Here is a 16,776-nt window from a genome sequence, read left to right as displayed (position 1 = left end):
CCCTTTATTTTTCTAAATCTTTGAGATTCTCTTTAGCTTTTCTTTCTTCAGCCTTTCTTGCATCTTCATTGTCATAAGCATCGATAATTTTTTGGACTAAAGGATGTCTTACCACATCTATGGAAGTGAAATTTTGAAATTCTATGCCCTTAATGTTCTTTAGAATTTTTTCAGCTATTTTTAAGCCACTAATCCTTCCTTTTGGCAAGTCTATTTGAGTTTTATCTCCTGTAATAATTGCCTTTGATCCATAACCTAGACGTGTTAGGAACATTTTCATTTGCTCATTGGTAGTGTTTTGTGCTTCATCCAAAATTACAAAAGCATTATCTAAGGTTCTTCCTCTCATATAAGCAAGGGGAGCAATTTCTATCAATCCTTTTTCTACCAAATTTTGATAGGCTTCAAAGCCTAATATCTCAAAAAGTCCATCGTAAAGTGGCCTTAGATATGGATCTACCTTATCTTGCAAATCACCAGGCAAAAACCCCAGACTTTCTCCAGCTTCAACTGCAGGTCGAGTCAAAATTATCCTATTAACTTCTCCTTGCTTAAAACTTCTTACAGCCATTGCAACTGCCAAATAAGTTTTGCCAGTTCCCGCAGGGCCAATTGCAAAAACAACGTCATTATTTTTTATTTTTTCTATATAGTTTTGCTGACCCAATGTTTTTGCTTTTATTGGCTTGCCAGAAGCAGTTGTGATTATAGAATCGTTTAAAGCTTCTTTTATGATTTCTTTGTTATCACGTTCTAGCATATCTGCGAAGTATTTTATCTTTTGAAAATCGAGATCCTTATTAGCTTTAATCTCATTAATTAGTTCAATAATTAATTCTTTGGTAAATTCTATATTAAGCCCTTCACCGATAATTTTTAGCTGGTTGTCTTCTAGTTTGATTTTCGTGTTAAATCTTTCTTCTATATATTTTTTATTTTTATCAAAATTTCCAAACAAGGTCACAATATCATTTGGATTATTTATTTCTATAATTTTATTAATAACTATCCCTCCGATTGTCTTTGTGCCTTTATTATACCTTTTTTAGCGATTTTTTCTTTTTGCCAATGGAGCTTGTAAAATTTCAGAAAAAATAATTGCTTTTTTTAATTCTTTTTTGTTTTTAATTATTTTTTCTTTCTTATTTTTGATTTTTTCTTCTTTTTCTCTTTGTTTTCTTTCTTGGTCTTTTTGGAGTTTTTCTCTAGCTTTTTTCTCTTGAAGTCTTCTTCTTAGGTCAGGATTAACATGGTCTTCGCTATCTATGAGAGTTTTGCCATGAATACTTCCCCTGCTACTTTGCTTTCCCTCGTGACTTTCTCTTGAGATATCAATTTGACTATAATTATTGCTTGGCTTTTGATTTTTGTTTGCAAAATCTTTTAGGGCAAAAGTTTTGTTTCTAGGAAAAATTTCCTTTAATTTTGCATTTGTGCCAAATTTTCTATAGACCTTATTTTTTGATGGTTTTTTATAAGTTTTTTTAACATCATCAAGGCCATTAAGCTCATCTTCTAAATATTTGCTAAGTTCTTCTAACCACTTGTCAAAACCGTTGTCACTATTAAACATCTAAATCACCAGTATCTAAATTAGATAGAGATTGGCGCATTTTTGTATCTGCATTTATGTTTTTCATGTTGTAATAATCCATGATACCAAGGTTGCCATCTTGGAAAGCTTTTGCAATTGCTTCAGGGATTTTTGCTTCAGCTTCTACTACTTTGGCTCTATTTTCTTGTTCAAGGGCTATAGCTTGAGCACGACGCTCTTCTGCCTTAGCTTGAGCTATGTTTTTGTCAGCTTCTGCTTGATCTCTTTGTAATTCTGCTCCGACGTTTCTTCCAACGTCCACATCTGCTATATCGATTGATAAAATTTCAAAAGCTGTTCCAGAATCCAATCCTTTTAATAAAACTGTTTGAGAAATATTATCTGGATTTTCCAAAACTTCGGCATGGCTTGCTGATGAACCAACAGTTGTTACGATTCCTTCACCAACACGAGCTATTATGGTTTCTTCTCCAGCTCCACCTACTAGTCTATCGATATTTGCCCTAACTGTAACTTTGGCGATTACCTTTACTTCGATACCATTTTTAGCAACTGCTGCTATTACTGGTGTATTTATTACTTTTGGTGTTACTGAAACTTGAACTGCCTCAAATACATTACGTCCAGCAAGGTCTATTGCTGCTGCTTGTTCAAATGAAAGTTCAATATTGGCTCTTTCTGCCGCAATTAGTGCATCTACAACTTGGTTAATGTTACCACCTGCTAGATAATGGCTTTCCAAATCTTCTGTTTTAAGTGGAATGCCTGCTTGGTGACTTTTTATAAGTGCATTTACTATTAGATTTGGATTAAGTCTTCTAAAACGCATAGCAACAAGGCTTGCCATGGAAATATTTACTCCAGAAAATCTTGCTGTAATCCAAAGTCCTACTGGAACCATGGTAAAAAAAACAATTAGTACAATTACAACTACTGCTGGTGTTATAAAATGATCAAACATTATATCTTCTCCTTTACTATAATGTGCCCGTCTTTTACGGCTACAACTTCTACTTCTTTTTCTTTTTCTATAAAATCGCTATTACTTTTTGCATCATAAGTGACATCATCTATCAAAACTCGACCTGTTGGTCTAAGTATGGATTTGCTTAGACCAAATTTGCCAATAAGGTCAGAATGATCTTTCTTGCTATTATATCCACGCTTGCTAGAATTTTCGTTTTTCAAAATGAAATTATCAAAAAGATTATTAGAAAATCCTAATTTTACATAAATGGTAACAGTTAAAACTATTGCAAGAGCAGCTAGTATCAAAACTACAATTCCAGTTCCAGAGTTTTCGTAAGAATCTAAAACTGAATAAATCGTAAGAATTGTTCCAATTATTCCTATAATACCAAAACTTGGTATGAAAATCTCAATTGAAAGCAAACTTATTCCCATAATAAAGGTTAAGATAGTCATATTATCAGCCATATTTACCTTTGAATTTTGATAGTAGAAAAATCCAAATAGGATTACTGTCAAGATTCCAAAAAGAATTTTTTTGTTAGTAAACAAAACTGAAATTAAGGAAATAACTGCAAGTATAAAACTTAATGCAATTGTTATATCATTTGTAAGCATCTTTACCACCTTTCTTTTCTACATTTTTATTATCATACAAAATCATAAAAAAATCAATAAATCGAAGTACTTTAGCTTTTTATTTAGAAAAAGGCTAGCAAAAGCTAGCCTTCAATAAGTTCCTTTAATCTTCCAGTTAATTTATAATCAACTTTTTTTAGTTGTTCGATATTTTTTACCCCAAGTAAAACCATTATAATTTTCATCTTATGATTGATTTCTTTGAGGAAATTTTCGCAAGCATCATAGCCACCACGAAGCAAATAATTTAAAACTTCTCCAGTCATGGCAGTCATGTCAGCTCCAATGACTATTGATTTTACAATGTCTATGGCTGTTTTCATGCCACCTGATGCTATGATAAAAGTATCATCTGAAAGTGATCTTATATCTATTATTGATTTTGCAGTAGGAATTCCCCAAGTGTAAAAATCCGAAAAATCCATATCAAAATTTCTCAAATCTTCAATTTCTATGAAGTTTGTCCCACCTTGTCCTGCTATATCAATATATTTTACATTTTTTTCAATTAATCTTTTTGCAACTTTTTTTGAAATTCCACAGCCTGTTTCTTTGACAATTATTGGGCAGTCAAATTTTTCTACTAATTCTTCGATTATGGATAGAGGATCATGGTAACTATTGTCCCCTTCTTTCATCACCATTTCTTGAGCTAAGTTTAAATGTATTTGCATAGCATGAGCATCTATAAGGTCTTTGGCAAATACAAAATCTTCATAGTTTCTTTCAAAGCCTAAATTTCCAATCCTTAGTAAATCTTTTTTATCTTTGATTAACTCAAATGATTCTCTTGACTCTTTTTCTGTAAGAGCGATTGATTCACTGCCACAAGCCATTGGTATCGATAGTTCTTGGCAAATTGAAGAAAGGTCTTCATTTATTGCAGCAGATGATGAACCACCGCCAGTTATGGCATCAACCATTAGTGGCATAGAAATTTTTCTGCCAAGAAAATTAATAGAAGTATCTACCTCATCTAGGCAAATATCAGAAATTGCATTGTGTTCTATATAAACATCTTCTAGCAAAGTGCTGGTAGAAGAACTTGTTCTTAGGTAATTTTCTATATGCTCATCTTTTCTTTGACTGTTTATGCTACTCATCGCTTCCTTCTTCTTCGCCAGTGTCCACATTTTCTTCTGGGTTTTCTACGGTCTTACTACTAGGATTTTCAACTCTTTCTTCTTGCTCATAATTTTCAGTTGTTGAAGTATTTTCCGTTGGTGTATATTCACTTGGAGTGCTTTCTTCGTAATAGTTGTTATTATAGTTTTGATTATTGTTGTATTCGTATTTATAAGTAGGCAAGCTTTGAGTTTTTGGTAGAACTTGATTTGTGTTTACTGGATTTTGATCTTTTATAATTCCACCACTCTTAGACTGATCTTTAATTTCACCAAAACTACCATATTCTTCATAAAAACCAGAATCTTCTTTTTGCCAATTTTTAAGTTTGAAATTTTTATAATTTTCATCGACTATGGACCAAGTTTTCTCATAATCAGGTATCCAATAGCTAACTCCACCTATATTTTTCTCCATGCCAGGAACTGTATGGGTTTGCATTTTATCTGATGAAAATTTATTCATATGTCCTGCCAAATCCATCATTGCATCCATAGGTAGATTAGTTTTTACATATTTTAGGTAATTACTTATAAAAGTCATAATGTTTATATCTTTGAATTTTTTTACCATTTCATCGATCATGGCTTTTACAAAGGCTTGTTGGGTATTTACCCTACCTATATCGCCATTGTTATAGATATTTCTCGTTCTTAGATACCACATAACTTCGTTGCCGTCTAAGTGGTTTAAGCCTGGTTTAATCTTTACTTTCCCCTTGTTAATTTCAATTCCTTCTGGAACTTCATAATCCACTCCACCTAGGGCATCTACAATATTCATTAGTGCTTGGTAATTGATTTGTACATAATAATCTATATCAAGACCCAAAAATGTCCTTAGGGTTTGCATGGTTAGCTCAATTCCTCCAAAGGCGTGAGCGTGATTTACCTTATCAAATTTTTCTCTTATTTTCACCCTGCTGTCACGAGGAATAGAAAGTAGGTGCATATCGCCAGTTTTGCTGTTGGCAGATATTAACATTATCGTATCAGTTCTAGTAAAATCTGTATTTACCTGATCATCGGAGTTTTTGTCAACTCCAACTAGAAGGATTAAATATTCTCCTTCTTCCTTGCTGATTGCATTATCATTATAATTTTTGTCATCTCCAAAGTTTAAATCTCTTTGAGATGCATAAAGTCTATCAAGTATAAATTTCGACCCAAAAAATGATAGAAATATCACCAATAGACTCACTAAAAATCTTTTCTTTCCCATAATTCTCTCTTTCTTGTATAGAAAGATTATACCATCAATATAAATTTTTAAAATAAAAATAAAAGCTAATGACTTTTAAAATTCTTAAATTTCGAATTTCAAATCATTAGCTTTTTGTTTTTATTTTGCAATTTCTTTCATATTTTCTCTAGCTTGGCTCATCATAAGTTTGACCCTATTGATTTGGTTGACTTCGCTTGCTCCTGGATCGTAGTCGATTGCCACTATATTTGCTTGCGGATATTTTTCTCTGATTTTTTTCATAACACCCTTGCCCGTTATGTGATTTGGCAAACAACCAAAAGGTTGGATACAAACAATATTTGCTGCATCAGCGTGAATTAATTCTATCATTTCTCCAGCAAGTAACCATCCTTCACCAGCTTGGTTGCCGAGACTTGTGATCTCATCTGCATATTTTGTAATCTGATCGATATAAACTGGCTCGTCAAATCTTTTTGAATCTCTAAGAGCAGCTCTAATTGGTTTTCTATATTTTTCTATTATTGAAATTCCAATCTTTCCTATAGAAGCTGAAATCTTACTTTTGCCATATAATTTTGCCTTTAGCTCAGAATTTTTCATGCAATACATAAAGAAATCTGTCAAATCTGGCAAGATTACCTCTGCTCCCTCAGCTTCGAGAACATCTTGTAGGTTGTTGTTGGCTTCTGGCAAGAATTTTACCAAAATTTCTCCAACTATGCCTGCTTTTGGAAGTCTTATATCTTTTACAGGAATATTGTCAAATTCATCGACAATCTCTTTTACTACATTTTTGTAAGCCTTATCTGACATAGTTGGAACTTCTTTTTCAAGCCTACATAACCATTTTTCTTTTATTTGATTGGTCATGCCCTTTACCTCTTCGTAAGGTCTTGTAGCATTGGTTACTCTATTTATCAAATCTCCCAATAAAATTGCACGTAAAGCCTTGCTTAGCATCGGTAGGGTTGATGGCTTTCTTATGTCAAATCCTGCATTGGTTTCAATTCCTTGAGCTGATAAAGCTATTACTGGAATGTTTGGATAGCCTGCATCTCTTAGACCTTTTCTAATATAGCCCACATAGTTACTTGCTCTGCAAGCTCCTCCTGTTTGGGTCATTAATAGGGCGAGTTTGTCTGTGTCGTATCTGCCGGAATTTACAGCTTCCATAAATTGTCCAACTACAGTTATTGAAGGATAGCAAGAGTCGTTATTTACATATTTTAGACCTTGGTCTAAAACTTTTTCGTTAACTTCGGTTAAAAATTCAACATTTATTCCATATTGCTGAAAGACTTTTTCCAAAATTCTAAAGTGTTCTCTTGCCATTTGTGGAGCAAGAATTGTGTATCCTGCTTCTGCCATTTCTTTGGTGAATTCTGGAGTTTGGTAATTTAATCTTGATAAGTCTTCTTTAAATTCAATATTTTCTATTTTCTTTTGATTTAGGGCTTGTAGTAAGGATCTAATCCTAATTTTTATTGCTCCAAGATTTGAAACCTCATCAATTTTTAGCAAAGTATAAATTTTACCATGGGCTTCTAATATGTCTTGGACTTGATCAGTTGTAACTGCATCTAGGCCGCAACCAAAGGAATTTAGTTGTATAAGCTGTAAGTTTTCATTGTTAGCAACATATTCTGCCGCACGATATAATCTTGCATGGTAAGACCACTGGTCTAAAACTCTCACATTTGCATCTATATCTGAAATGTTATAGGCAATAGCATCTTCTGAAATTACTGGAATTTTCATAGATTCTATCAGATCTGGGATTCCGTGGTGGATTTCTGGGTCAATATGATATGGTCTACCTGCCAAAACTATGGCATTGAGTTTGTTTTTGTTTACATAATCTATTATTGCCTTGCCACGAATTCTGATTTTATCGTGATAATCTTGCAATTCCTGCCAAGCAGCAGCTACTGCATTTTTTATTTCTTTTTTGCTTAAGACAAAGCCATTGTTTGAAAAGCCTTCAAATTCTTCTATCAACCTATCTCTTATGATTTTTTCGCTTTCAAGAGATAGGTAGGGATTCATATATTTTTTGCCGTGTAAACTTTCCACGTTATTATTTATTACATCTGGATAGCCTGAAACTACTGGGCAATTCATGTGGTTTTGTGCCTTGTCAAATTGTTTGTATTCGTAGAAAATTGCAGGATAAAATATCAAATCCAAATCATCACGACTTGCCAAATCTTCTATGTGACCGTGGGCAAGTTTTGCTGGATAGCAAGCTGTTTCTGATGAAATTGATGAAATGCCTTTCTCATACATTTTCCTATCGGATTTGCCTGATAAAACAAGGTCAAAACCCAAAGATGTGAAGAATTTATGCCAGAAAGGATAATCTTCATAGATGTTTAAAACTCTTGGCATTCCAACTTTGCCCATGCGAGCAGCATCTCCCAGACTTTTCCTATTAAAGAGCAAATCGTATTTGTACTTGTACATATTTAGATCTGCCATGGTTTCTTCTTTTTTGACTCCTGCTCCTCTTTCACAACGGTTACCTGTGATGTAACGACTTCCATCTGGGAAAATATTTATTATCAAAGAGCAGTTGTTGGTACAAAGTCCGCAACGAGCGTTTTTTTGCTGGTAGGTGAATTTTTCAAGTTCATTAATATCTGCAAGGCTTGATTGGCCAGAAGATTTTTCAAAGGCTATAAGTGCCATGCCCATAGCACCCATAAGACCTGCAATTTCCGGCCTTGTTGTGGATCTGCCAGTTATTTTTTCAAAAGCTCTTAATATTGCATCTCCGTAGAAAGTTCCACCTTGAACTACTATATTTTCACCCAAAGATTTTGGATCACGAACTTTTATTACCTTTTGGATGGCATTTTTTATTACCGAATAGCAAAGACCTGCTGCTATATCTGAAACTTCTGAACCTTCTTTTTGAGCTTGTTTGACCTTTGAGTTCATAAAAACTGTACAACGGCTGCCAAGATCTGCTGGCTCTTTGGAAAATAAAGCTTTTTCTTGAAATTCTTTAGCGCTCATGCCAACACTTGCTGCAAAGGTTGAAAGAAATGACCCACAGCCAGAAGAACAAGCTTCATTTAGCTGGATTGAGTCAATAATTCCATCTCTAATGTGCATAGCCTTCATATCTTGGCCACCAATATCAAGGATAAAATCAACATGAGGATTGAAAAATTTGGCGGCAGTGTAATGGGCTATGGTTTCAACTTCTCCATTATCAACATGTAGGGCATTTTTTATAAAATCTTCCCCATAACCACAAATTCCAGATGATGCTATATAAGCCTTAGGATTTTTCTTTATATAGGCATCTTTTAGCATATTTATGACTACTTCAAGTGGCCTACCTAGATTCATCCTGTAATCTTCATAAATAATGTGCTTATCTTCTGTAAGCCATACCATTTTTGAAGTTGTTGATCCTGCATCAATTCCTATATAAATCGGTCCTTGGTAATTGTGGATATCTTCACGAATAACTTGTTTAGTTTTGTGATCTTCTACAAATTTTTCGTAATCTTCTTCCTTTTCAAATAAAGGCTCAAGTTTTTTGGTCATCTCCAAATCTTCTGGAGGATCTTTTTCCAATTCTTTTATCAAATCAGCATATAGTACGTAATCATCATTTTCTGCTGAAAGGATTGCAGCTCCTTTTGCTACATATAATTGCGCATCTTCTGGTGTTGTAAAAGTGTTGCCATCAGTGCCTAAAGTTTCGATAAAACGCTCACGTAAAGATTCTAAAAAGTGCAAAGGTCCACCCAAAAATGTCACATTGCCACGTATGGGTCTGCCACAAGCAAGATTTGATATAGTTTGGTTTACAACTGATTGGAAAACCGAAATTGCTATATCTTCACGACTTGCCCCTTGGTTCATTAGAGCTTGAATATCAGTTTTGGCAAAAACTCCGCAACGAGAAGCTATTGGATATATTTTTTTGTAATTTTGTGATAATTTGTTTAATCCAGACGCGTCAGTTGCAAGTAAAGCTGCCATTTGATCGATAAAAGCACCGGTTCCACCAGCACAAATAGAGTTCATTCTTTGCTCAACTGAGCCAGATAAATAGGTTATTTTGGAATCTTCTCCACCTAATTCTATAACCACATCGGTTTGAGGGATAAATTTTCTAATGGCTGCAGTTTCTGCTATTACTTCTTGAACAAAATTTATGCCCATATATTTTTCAAGAAACATCCCCCCAGAACCCGTTACATTTATCGTAATAAAATCATCTTTAAATTCCCCGTAAGCTTCTGTAAGAACAGCTTTCACAGTTTCTTTAACATCTGATTTATGTCTTCTATATACTTGATAGAGGGTGTTAAAATTCTCATCGGTTATTACAATTTTAACAGTTGTCGACCCTACATCAAGTCCCATATGTAAATTCATAGTAAGCCTTTCTAACTATAAAATAATTTCTTAATTTTTAACTAATATTAACATTTTACCACTTTTTAAAATTTAATCACAAGTAAAATACTAGGAATTAGTAACCAAAAAAGAGTCCAAGTAATTTTTGCTTAGACTCAAATTTTTTGATTAATTATGGTTAAATTTTTTATTCTCTAGCTCTCATTTCCTTAACCAAATTTGAAATTATCTTAAAATGAGGATCTTTAGAATCTCTTGCAAGGTCAAATAGCGCCATTTCTGTATTATAAATCACAGCTCCCATTTTGCTTAAAGTTTTTATTGCTAGATTTTTTTGCTCTTCTTTAAAAGAAGCTACTGCATCTTCTATTAGAAATACATTTAGACCCAAATCAAGCAAAGTTCTTACGCTTTGGTAAACACAAACATGACCCTCAGCTCCTGCAATTACAACATTTTTGATTTTATTTTTTTCAATAAATTCCAATACTTCACAAGTTGCTGCATCAAAAAGAGTTTTTGGATAAATTTTATCATCATCTAAGACATCTACCAATCTTTGATCAGATCTACCAAGTCCTTTTGGATATTGTTCAGTTGCAAGAATTGGCATTTGGTATTCTTTGAAAGCTTTTATCAAGACTAAGGTATTTAAAACTGTAAGCTCTCCATTTTCCATCACATTCATAAGCTTTGGTTGCTCATCTATTACCAATAAAAGTGTCCTATTTTTTTTATCGTAAATTTTACCTTCTTTATCAAATGAATTTATATAATATTTGCTTTTTAATTTTCTTTCCATAAATCCCCCTGGCTAAAATTTCCTTCTTTCATGATCTTATCAATGGTTGACAAAACAGCCCCCTTATTTTTTGACCAAGTAGGATAGGCAATATTTTCCCTTATCCCATCTCCAGTAAGTCTATTAATTACAATTTTTGGATTAAGATGTCTAAGCATTTTTACAACTATATTGGCATATTCATCTTTGGTCATATCATAAGAAATATTATTATCTTCGTAATATTTTTTAAGATAGGTGTTTTTTTCTATATAAAGATTGTGGATTTTTATTCCCCAAAATCCCCTATAGTTGATGTATTCAATATCATTTAGGTAATCTTTGATATTTTCATTTGGCAAACCGACAATAACATGGGCTATAATATCTATACCCCATTGATTTAACTTTTGAACACCATTATCGAAACTTTGATGGCCATATCCTCTGTTTATGAATTTCAAAGTTTTATCATTTACACTTTGCATACCAAGCTCAACATTAAGGTCTGTAAGCTCATTTAATTCTACAAGCAAGGAAATCACATCGTCATCTAAACAATCGGCACGAGTTGCTATGGATAGGCCCACAATATCATCATCGTCAATTGCCTTAAAGAAAATTTCTCGCATTTTCCTAACATCGCCATAAGTATTGGTGAAATTTTGAAAATAGGCAATATAAGCCTCATCTCTTGATTTTTTGGATAATTTTTTCTTTTGATAGGCAATTTGAGCCTTTATATCCAGCAAATCCCCCTTGGTCCATTCGCCAGAACCCGAATCTGAACAATAAATACAGCCCAAACTAGACAAAGTTCCATCACGATTAGGACAAGTAAAGCCTCCATCAATTGGAAGCTTTATAATTTTTTTATTAAATTTTCTCTTATAATAGCTATCAAGATCATTGTAGCGTTTGTTATTTATTTGCATAATTGTTCACATTGATTTTATTCATTAAAATTTTTCTTATATAATTTCTTCAAATACAAAATACTTATTAATTTGGATATCATAAATAATTAATAATGTATTTAATCCCTTTTTTATTAATAATGATTTTAAATTATGTTTTAAATTTAATTTTCTTATTCTTTTATCGGTAATCGACTTATAGGTATTTGTTATTACTTCCAGGCATTCCGACGGTTGGAAAACATTGTATTTCTTTGTATCTAATATAGTATCAGCTACAAATTTTTTCCCACAAGTAATTACCATAGCTCTGTGTCCATCTCCATGAAAACTTGGTCCAGAGCTTTGAATTTGCTCCAATTTTGTTTCATTTGGTAAATCTACTTGCCATCGAATTTCAAGCGCTCTTAATTCACTAAACAAAAAGTTTATTTTGTTAGCTAAGATTAGGAAAATAAATACAAAAACTAGCAATAAGCATATTTTAGAAATTGATTTTTTCAATGAATACTCCCATTTGGAAAGTCCATTAGACTTTTCTTATGCGAAAAAACTACTTTATATTTGCTTGTTTATATTCCATATCCAAATCTTCTGATACTGGTTCAAAGCTTATATAACCATCATAGGTATTGATTGCTGAGATTATTTCTGGGAATTTTTCGCAAGCTTGTTTTAGTCCCATATCTCCAATTGCTCTTGCGTATTTGGTTGTAGCATTGCTTAGGGCGTAGGTACTTGTTGTTGCTACTGCTCCTGGGATATTTGCCACTGCATAATGGATTACATCGTGAGCTACAAAGGTTGGGTCGCTGTGGGTTGTTGGATGATCTTTGGTTAGATCTGTTGATCCACCTTGGTCTATTGCAACATCGACTATTACTGAACCTTTTTTCATTTTTTTGACGTAATTTTCTTTTATTAGTTGTGGAGTTCTACGTCCTGGGATTAGGACTGTTGATATTACTAAATCAGCATGTTCTACTGCTTCTTCGATGTTTAGTGGATTTGAGTAAAGTGTTTCTACTTTGTCTGGGAATATGTTTGTTATAGCTGTAAGTGCGTCTATGTTTACATCAAGGACTGTTACTCTTGCTCCCATACCAATTGCTATTCTTGTTGCAGCTGTTCCTACTGTTCCTGCTCCTACTATTACAACATTTGCAGGTCTAACTCCTGGTACACCTTGAAGTAAGATTCCCCTTCCACCTTCTGGAATTGTTAAAAATCTTGCACCTTCTTGAACTGCCATACGTCCTGCAATTTCACTCATAGGGCGTAATAGTGGCAATTTGTTATCTAATTGCAAAGTTTCATAAGCAATGCTTATTACTTTTCTTTTTACTAATTCTTCTGCCAAAGCTTTATTGCCAGCTAAATGAAAATATGTATAAACTATAAGACCTTCTCTAAGATATTGATATTCTTCTTCTAGTGGCTCTTTTACCTTGTAGATAAATTCTGATTTTTCCCAAACTTCTTTAGAAGAATCTAAAACTTTTGCTCCAGCATCGATATATTCTTGATCTGTTATTCCAGAACCTAATCCTGCACCTTTTTCTATATAAATAGTATTATGTTTGGCTAATTCTTTTACGGCACCTGGCACAACAGCAACTCTGTACTCGTTATCTTTTATTTCTTTTGGTATTCCAATTATCATATTTGTCTCCTTATAAATATAATCTTTTTTGTATTATATTCCAAAGTTTAAAAATTTTCCAGAAAGGTTATAATAATTATATGATTAAACTTATAAGTATTGATGTGGATGGTACTTTGGTTACTCCACTTAAAAGATTAACAAAAGAAAATATTAGGGCAATCGATACTGCTCGTGACTTGGGAGTCCACATTGCAATTGCTTCAGGCAGACCTTATTCTGGTGTAAAATCATTAGTAAAAAAATTGGGCCTTGTTGAAGAAGGAAATTTTTCTGTTTGTCAAAATGGATCTTATGTTTTTGATAACAAGACTCACGAAGTTATAGCTGGAACTTATCAAAATCCAAAAGATTTAAAGATTGTAGATGATTTGGTCAAAGATTTTGATGTACAAATTTCTGCTATGAATCACGATAGTTTTTACACCAGACACAAAAGGGCAAACATCTACACAAAAGCCGATGCAATAATAGCTCAACTAGCTCTAGAAGTTAAATCTTATGATGATTTTCCTCCGGATAAAACTTTTGGAAGGATTTTAATTATGGGTAGCAAATCTGCTATTGATAAATTAAATGCCAATATGCCAAAAAAATTATTGACAGATTATTATTCTGTTCGAACTGCTCCATGGTTAATTGAGGTCATGAATCCAAAGACCAACAAGGGTTTTGCAGTTAGTGCTATGGCAAAAAAATTAAATATTTCTCAAGATGAAATAATGAGTATAGGTAATGAAAGAAATGATATTCCAATGCTAGAGCAAGCAGGTTTTGCCGTTGCTATGGAAAATTCTGTTGATGAACTGAAAAAACATGCGGATTTTATTACAAAATCTAATTTGAGATCTGGCGTAGGCTATGCCATCAATAGGCTCATTGACAATAATTTGGAGAAATTTCAATAAAACTACTATAATAATTAAAAAAATCGTCCGCAAATCAAAGGACTTCTTAGAAAGTTTTCCTTTGACTATTATGGACGATTTTTCTTTTTTATTATTTGGAGATTTTCCCTTTTTCTTTGTTTTTTTCGTAAGAATTAAGCTCATCTAATTTTGAAATTTCGTAAAGAACTTTTTTCCTTTCGCCTTCAAGTCTTCTAATTATAGTTTCTAAAGATCTTTTGGCTTTTCTTAGGTCAAATTCTTTCAATCTCATATTTGTCCTAATTGCTATATCGCTAAATTTGCCATTTGCTTGAGAAAATTCGCTCATTTTGCTTGGCAAAATCAATTTGTCAGCCAAAAATTCGTCAAATAACAACAAGTCGCTATGAAAATCCAACAAGGCCTGTTGGCAACGATCAATATTGGAATTTACTAAATTAACCTTGTTTGACCTAATCAAATTTCCAAAAAAATTGCCTCTTAGCAATGAATTTGCAGAAAAATTATATTTTTTCCCTATCTTTTTCTCTGAAACTTCAAGATCTCTAAAAACATCTTTTGCCTTTAAAATTAGAGATTCTATTTCCTTAAGTCTTAATTTATAATTGTTTTTATCGTTAAAAATTGCCATATCCTTCTCCTAAATCTAACTTTACATTTGTATATATACCCAAATTTTAGTTTGTTTATAAATTACTTGTAAAGTACAATATTTCTAGTACGAGGAGGAATTATGGCAAAAGTTTTACTTTATAATATTAAAAATGATTATGATATAGATAAATTTGAAAAAATTGCATATGATAGAGGAATTGAGATAATAAGAGTTGGAAAATCTGATATTGACCAAGTTGTGGGTTTTCTTCTTTCAATGGAAGATTTTGAAATGAAAGATGAGAGCCTTGCTTTTGATGAAAACTTGGACTTTCCTTTTATTTTGTTTGCAGACTTTGATAAAAGCGGACTTTTTGATCTTTTAGATACCATGCGTGAAAATAATCTTGCAATCCAACATAAGGCAAGCGAAACTGCCAACAATGTAAATTGGACTTTAAGAGAGCTGCTTATAGAAAATGATAAGGAAGGCAAGATGATGGGTCTTATCAACAATATCAACAAGCTTTTGGAAAAGGCTAAAGGTCTAAAAGAAATTCATGGAGAAGATCCTAAGCTAAAAAATTTGGTCATTGAGATAAATACTTATTTTAACGACCAAACCTTATTTGACTTTGAAGTTGCAAAAAAGTATTATTTGAAATTACTAGATGAGATTTTAAGAATAGAAGAAAAAACAAAGTAAGAGCTAGATATTCTAGCTTTTTTTAATAAAAGATTTTATAAGAGAATTATTGAAATATTAGCAAAAATAGGGCGAAAAAAATTTACAATTTTATAGACAAGTTTGTAACAATGCTTTATAATTTATTTTATACTAGGAGAAATTTATGGATAAAAAATACAAAAAATCAATAGATCTGGAAAATTTCATCTTTGTTATTTTATTTTTCGGATTTTTTATACCAATTGGAAAAGTCATGGGCTTTGCCAATATGCTACAAACTTTGATGAATAGTTCTTATGATTTGTTAATAAATACCTGCCTATACATAATGGCAATTTCTGTTTTAACCGGATCTTTGGCAGCAATCTTTTCTGAATTTGGCTTTATAGCTCTAATTGACTTAATTTTGTCAAAAATTATGAAACCACTTTACAATTTGCCAGGGGCTGCCTCTCTTGGAATTTTAAATTGCTATTTATCTGATAATCCTTCGATCTTAACCCTTGCCCATGAGGATAATTTTAAAGTTTTATTTAAAAAATACCAGTTGCCTTCACTTACAAATCTTGGTACATCTTTTGGCATGGGATTAATTGTAACTACAACTTTAGGAGCTTTGCCTATTGAAAATTCAGGCAAAGCTGCCCTTATTGGCAATTTGGGAGCTGTAGTTGGTTCTATTTTTAGCGTAAGAATTATGCAAACTTTTACCAAGAAATTTTACGGAACTTCTGAAATGGTGATGATTGATTCAATTAAAGATTTGCCAAAAAATTGTAGAATAATTAGAAATGGTTCTATCGGAGAAAGATTTATTGAAGCCCTACTTGATGGTGGTAAGTCCGGTCTAAATATGGGAGCATCAATAATTCCTGGTGTAATTGGAATTTGTACGGTCATAATGCTTATAACAAATACTCCTGGTCCAAAGGGCCTTTACACCGGGGCTTATAATGAAGGCGTGCCTATTTTGCCATGGATTGGAGATAAATTATCCTTTATCCTCAAACCTCTATTTGGTTTTACCAATAACGAATCCATCGCAGTTCCAATAACTGCTCTAGGATCTGCTGGAGCTGCTATGGGACTTGTAAGAAATCTTGCAACAAATAATCTTTTAACTGCAAATGACTTGGCAGTTTTTACATCAATTTGTATGTGCTGGTCAGGATATTTGTCAACTCATGTGGCAATGATGGATGCCATTGGAGCAAAGGAACTAACTGCCCAAGCAATATTCTCCCACACAATAGGAGGACTAATTGCAGGAATCTCAGCTCATATATTTTTTATGATTTTGATATGAAAATTAAAAGTAAAAATTTGTATATTGATATTTCAAATTCAAATGAAAATAAAAGCTGCTAAT

General features: G+C 32.7%; 15 protein-coding genes. 3 read left to right on the top strand and 12 right to left on the bottom strand.

What is annotated here, in order from left to right:
* Positions 1-4 precede the first annotated feature (4 nt).
* The 11 genes from CS884_RS09870 to ald form a co-directional block, all read right to left on the bottom strand.
* Entirely contained in the window at positions 5-967 is a 963-nt protein-coding gene (locus tag CS884_RS09870; protein WP_374220162.1) for a PhoH family protein, read from the bottom strand.
* A 78-nt stretch (positions 968-1,045) separates the two neighbouring features.
* Positions 1,046-1,573 (bottom strand): hypothetical protein, encoded by a 528-nt coding sequence (locus CS884_RS09865; protein WP_099321649.1) that lies wholly within the window; start codon positions 1,571-1,573, stop codon positions 1,046-1,048.
* Positions 1,566-2,516, bottom strand: coding sequence for a flotillin-like protein FloA (floA, locus tag CS884_RS09860; RefSeq protein WP_099321648.1), 951 nt, complete (start codon positions 2,514-2,516; stop codon positions 1,566-1,568). Before floA ends, CS884_RS09865 begins: the two co-directional genes overlap by 8 nt.
* A complete protein-coding gene (locus CS884_RS09855) occupies positions 2,516-3,142 on the bottom strand; it encodes an NfeD family protein (protein ID WP_099321647.1) in 627 nt (208 codons plus the stop codon). The genes floA and CS884_RS09855 overlap by 1 nt, the downstream gene beginning before the upstream one ends.
* A 104-nt stretch (positions 3,143-3,246) precedes the next feature.
* Positions 3,247-4,266 carry a type 2 isopentenyl-diphosphate Delta-isomerase gene (gene fni, locus CS884_RS09850; protein WP_099321646.1) on the bottom strand — a complete coding sequence of 340 codons (1,020 nt, stop codon included), beginning with the start codon at positions 4,264-4,266 and terminating at the stop codon, positions 3,247-3,249.
* Complete coding sequence (locus CS884_RS09845; protein ID WP_099321645.1) at positions 4,259-5,509, bottom strand: LCP family protein; 1,251 nt, start codon at positions 5,507-5,509, stop codon at positions 4,259-4,261. The genes fni and CS884_RS09845 overlap by 8 nt, the downstream gene beginning before the upstream one ends.
* A gap of 120 nt (positions 5,510-5,629) precedes the next feature.
* The gene (locus CS884_RS09840; RefSeq protein WP_099321644.1) at positions 5,630-9,892 is read right to left on the bottom strand and encodes a 2-hydroxyacyl-CoA dehydratase; all 4,263 of its coding nucleotides are present in this window, start codon (positions 9,890-9,892) and stop codon (positions 5,630-5,632) included.
* 169 nt (positions 9,893-10,061) lie between these two features.
* Positions 10,062-10,676: an isochorismatase family protein gene (locus CS884_RS09835; RefSeq protein WP_099321643.1), complete on the bottom strand. Its 615-nt coding sequence runs from the start codon at positions 10,674-10,676 to the stop codon at positions 10,062-10,064.
* Positions 10,661-11,590, bottom strand: a complete 930-nt coding sequence (locus CS884_RS09830) for a TIGR01212 family radical SAM protein (protein WP_099321642.1) — start codon at positions 11,588-11,590, stop codon at positions 10,661-10,663. The genes CS884_RS09835 and CS884_RS09830 overlap by 16 nt, the downstream gene beginning before the upstream one ends.
* A 36-nt stretch (positions 11,591-11,626) precedes the next feature.
* Positions 11,627-12,076 (bottom strand): hypothetical protein, encoded by a 450-nt coding sequence (locus CS884_RS09825; protein WP_099321641.1) that lies wholly within the window; start codon positions 12,074-12,076, stop codon positions 11,627-11,629.
* A 49-nt stretch (positions 12,077-12,125) separates the two neighbouring features.
* Complete coding sequence (gene ald / locus CS884_RS09820) at positions 12,126-13,235, bottom strand: alanine dehydrogenase (protein WP_099321640.1); 1,110 nt, start codon at positions 13,233-13,235, stop codon at positions 12,126-12,128.
* 80 nt (positions 13,236-13,315) lie between these two features.
* Here ald and CS884_RS09815 point away from each other — a divergent pair, with 80 nt between their 5' ends.
* Complete coding sequence (locus tag CS884_RS09815; protein ID WP_099321639.1) at positions 13,316-14,143, top strand: Cof-type HAD-IIB family hydrolase; 828 nt, start codon at positions 13,316-13,318, stop codon at positions 14,141-14,143.
* Between the two features lie 91 nt (positions 14,144-14,234).
* Here the strand turns inward: CS884_RS09815 and CS884_RS09810 are convergent, their stop codons facing one another.
* Positions 14,235-14,756: a hypothetical protein gene (locus tag CS884_RS09810; protein ID WP_099321638.1), complete on the bottom strand. Its 522-nt coding sequence runs from the start codon at positions 14,754-14,756 to the stop codon at positions 14,235-14,237.
* A gap of 102 nt (positions 14,757-14,858) precedes the next feature.
* Between CS884_RS09810 and CS884_RS09805 the strand changes: the two genes are divergently transcribed.
* Both CS884_RS09805 and CS884_RS09800 read left to right on the top strand, forming a co-directional pair.
* Entirely contained in the window at positions 14,859-15,425 is a 567-nt protein-coding gene (locus tag CS884_RS09805; protein ID WP_099321637.1) for a DUF3783 domain-containing protein, read from the top strand.
* A 145-nt stretch (positions 15,426-15,570) separates the two neighbouring features.
* Complete coding sequence (locus CS884_RS09800) at positions 15,571-16,713, top strand: hypothetical protein (RefSeq protein WP_099321636.1); 1,143 nt, start codon at positions 15,571-15,573, stop codon at positions 16,711-16,713.
* The last annotated feature ends 63 nt before the right edge of the window (positions 16,714-16,776 follow it).

Source organism: Anaerococcus sp. Marseille-P3625, from assembly GCF_900232825.1.
GTDB lineage: Bacteria > Bacillota > Clostridia > Tissierellales > Peptoniphilaceae > Anaerococcus.
The sequence above is the reverse complement of the archived record's forward strand: the minus strand, read 5'-3'. Positions and strand labels throughout refer to the sequence as shown.

Coding starts and splice junctions, on each gene's coding strand:
- CS884_RS09865 (WP_099321649.1), bottom strand. CDS start 1,573: ATGTTTAATAGTGACAACGGTTTTGACAAGTGGTTAGAAGAACTTAGC.
- floA (WP_099321648.1), bottom strand. CDS start 2,516: ATGTTTGATCATTTTATAACACCAGCAGTAGTTGTAATTGTACTAATT.
- CS884_RS09855 (WP_099321647.1), bottom strand. CDS start 3,142: ATGCTTACAAATGATATAACAATTGCATTAAGTTTTATACTTGCAGTT.
- fni (WP_099321646.1), bottom strand. CDS start 4,266: ATGAGTAGCATAAACAGTCAAAGAAAAGATGAGCATATAGAAAATTAC.
- CS884_RS09845 (WP_099321645.1), bottom strand. CDS start 5,509: ATGGGAAAGAAAAGATTTTTAGTGAGTCTATTGGTGATATTTCTATCA.
- CS884_RS09840 (WP_099321644.1), bottom strand. CDS start 9,892: ATGAATTTACATATGGGACTTGATGTAGGGTCGACAACTGTTAAAATT.
- CS884_RS09835 (WP_099321643.1), bottom strand. CDS start 10,676: ATGGAAAGAAAATTAAAAAGCAAATATTATATAAATTCATTTGATAAA.
- CS884_RS09830 (WP_099321642.1), bottom strand. CDS start 11,590: ATGCAAATAAATAACAAACGCTACAATGATCTTGATAGCTATTATAAG.
- ald (WP_099321640.1), bottom strand. CDS start 13,235: ATGATAATTGGAATACCAAAAGAAATAAAAGATAACGAGTACAGAGTT.
- CS884_RS09815 (WP_099321639.1), top strand. CDS start 13,316: ATGATTAAACTTATAAGTATTGATGTGGATGGTACTTTGGTTACTCCA.
- CS884_RS09810 (WP_099321638.1), bottom strand. CDS start 14,756: ATGGCAATTTTTAACGATAAAAACAATTATAAATTAAGACTTAAGGAA.
- CS884_RS09805 (WP_099321637.1), top strand. CDS start 14,859: ATGGCAAAAGTTTTACTTTATAATATTAAAAATGATTATGATATAGAT.
- CS884_RS09800 (WP_099321636.1), top strand. CDS start 15,571: ATGGATAAAAAATACAAAAAATCAATAGATCTGGAAAATTTCATCTTT.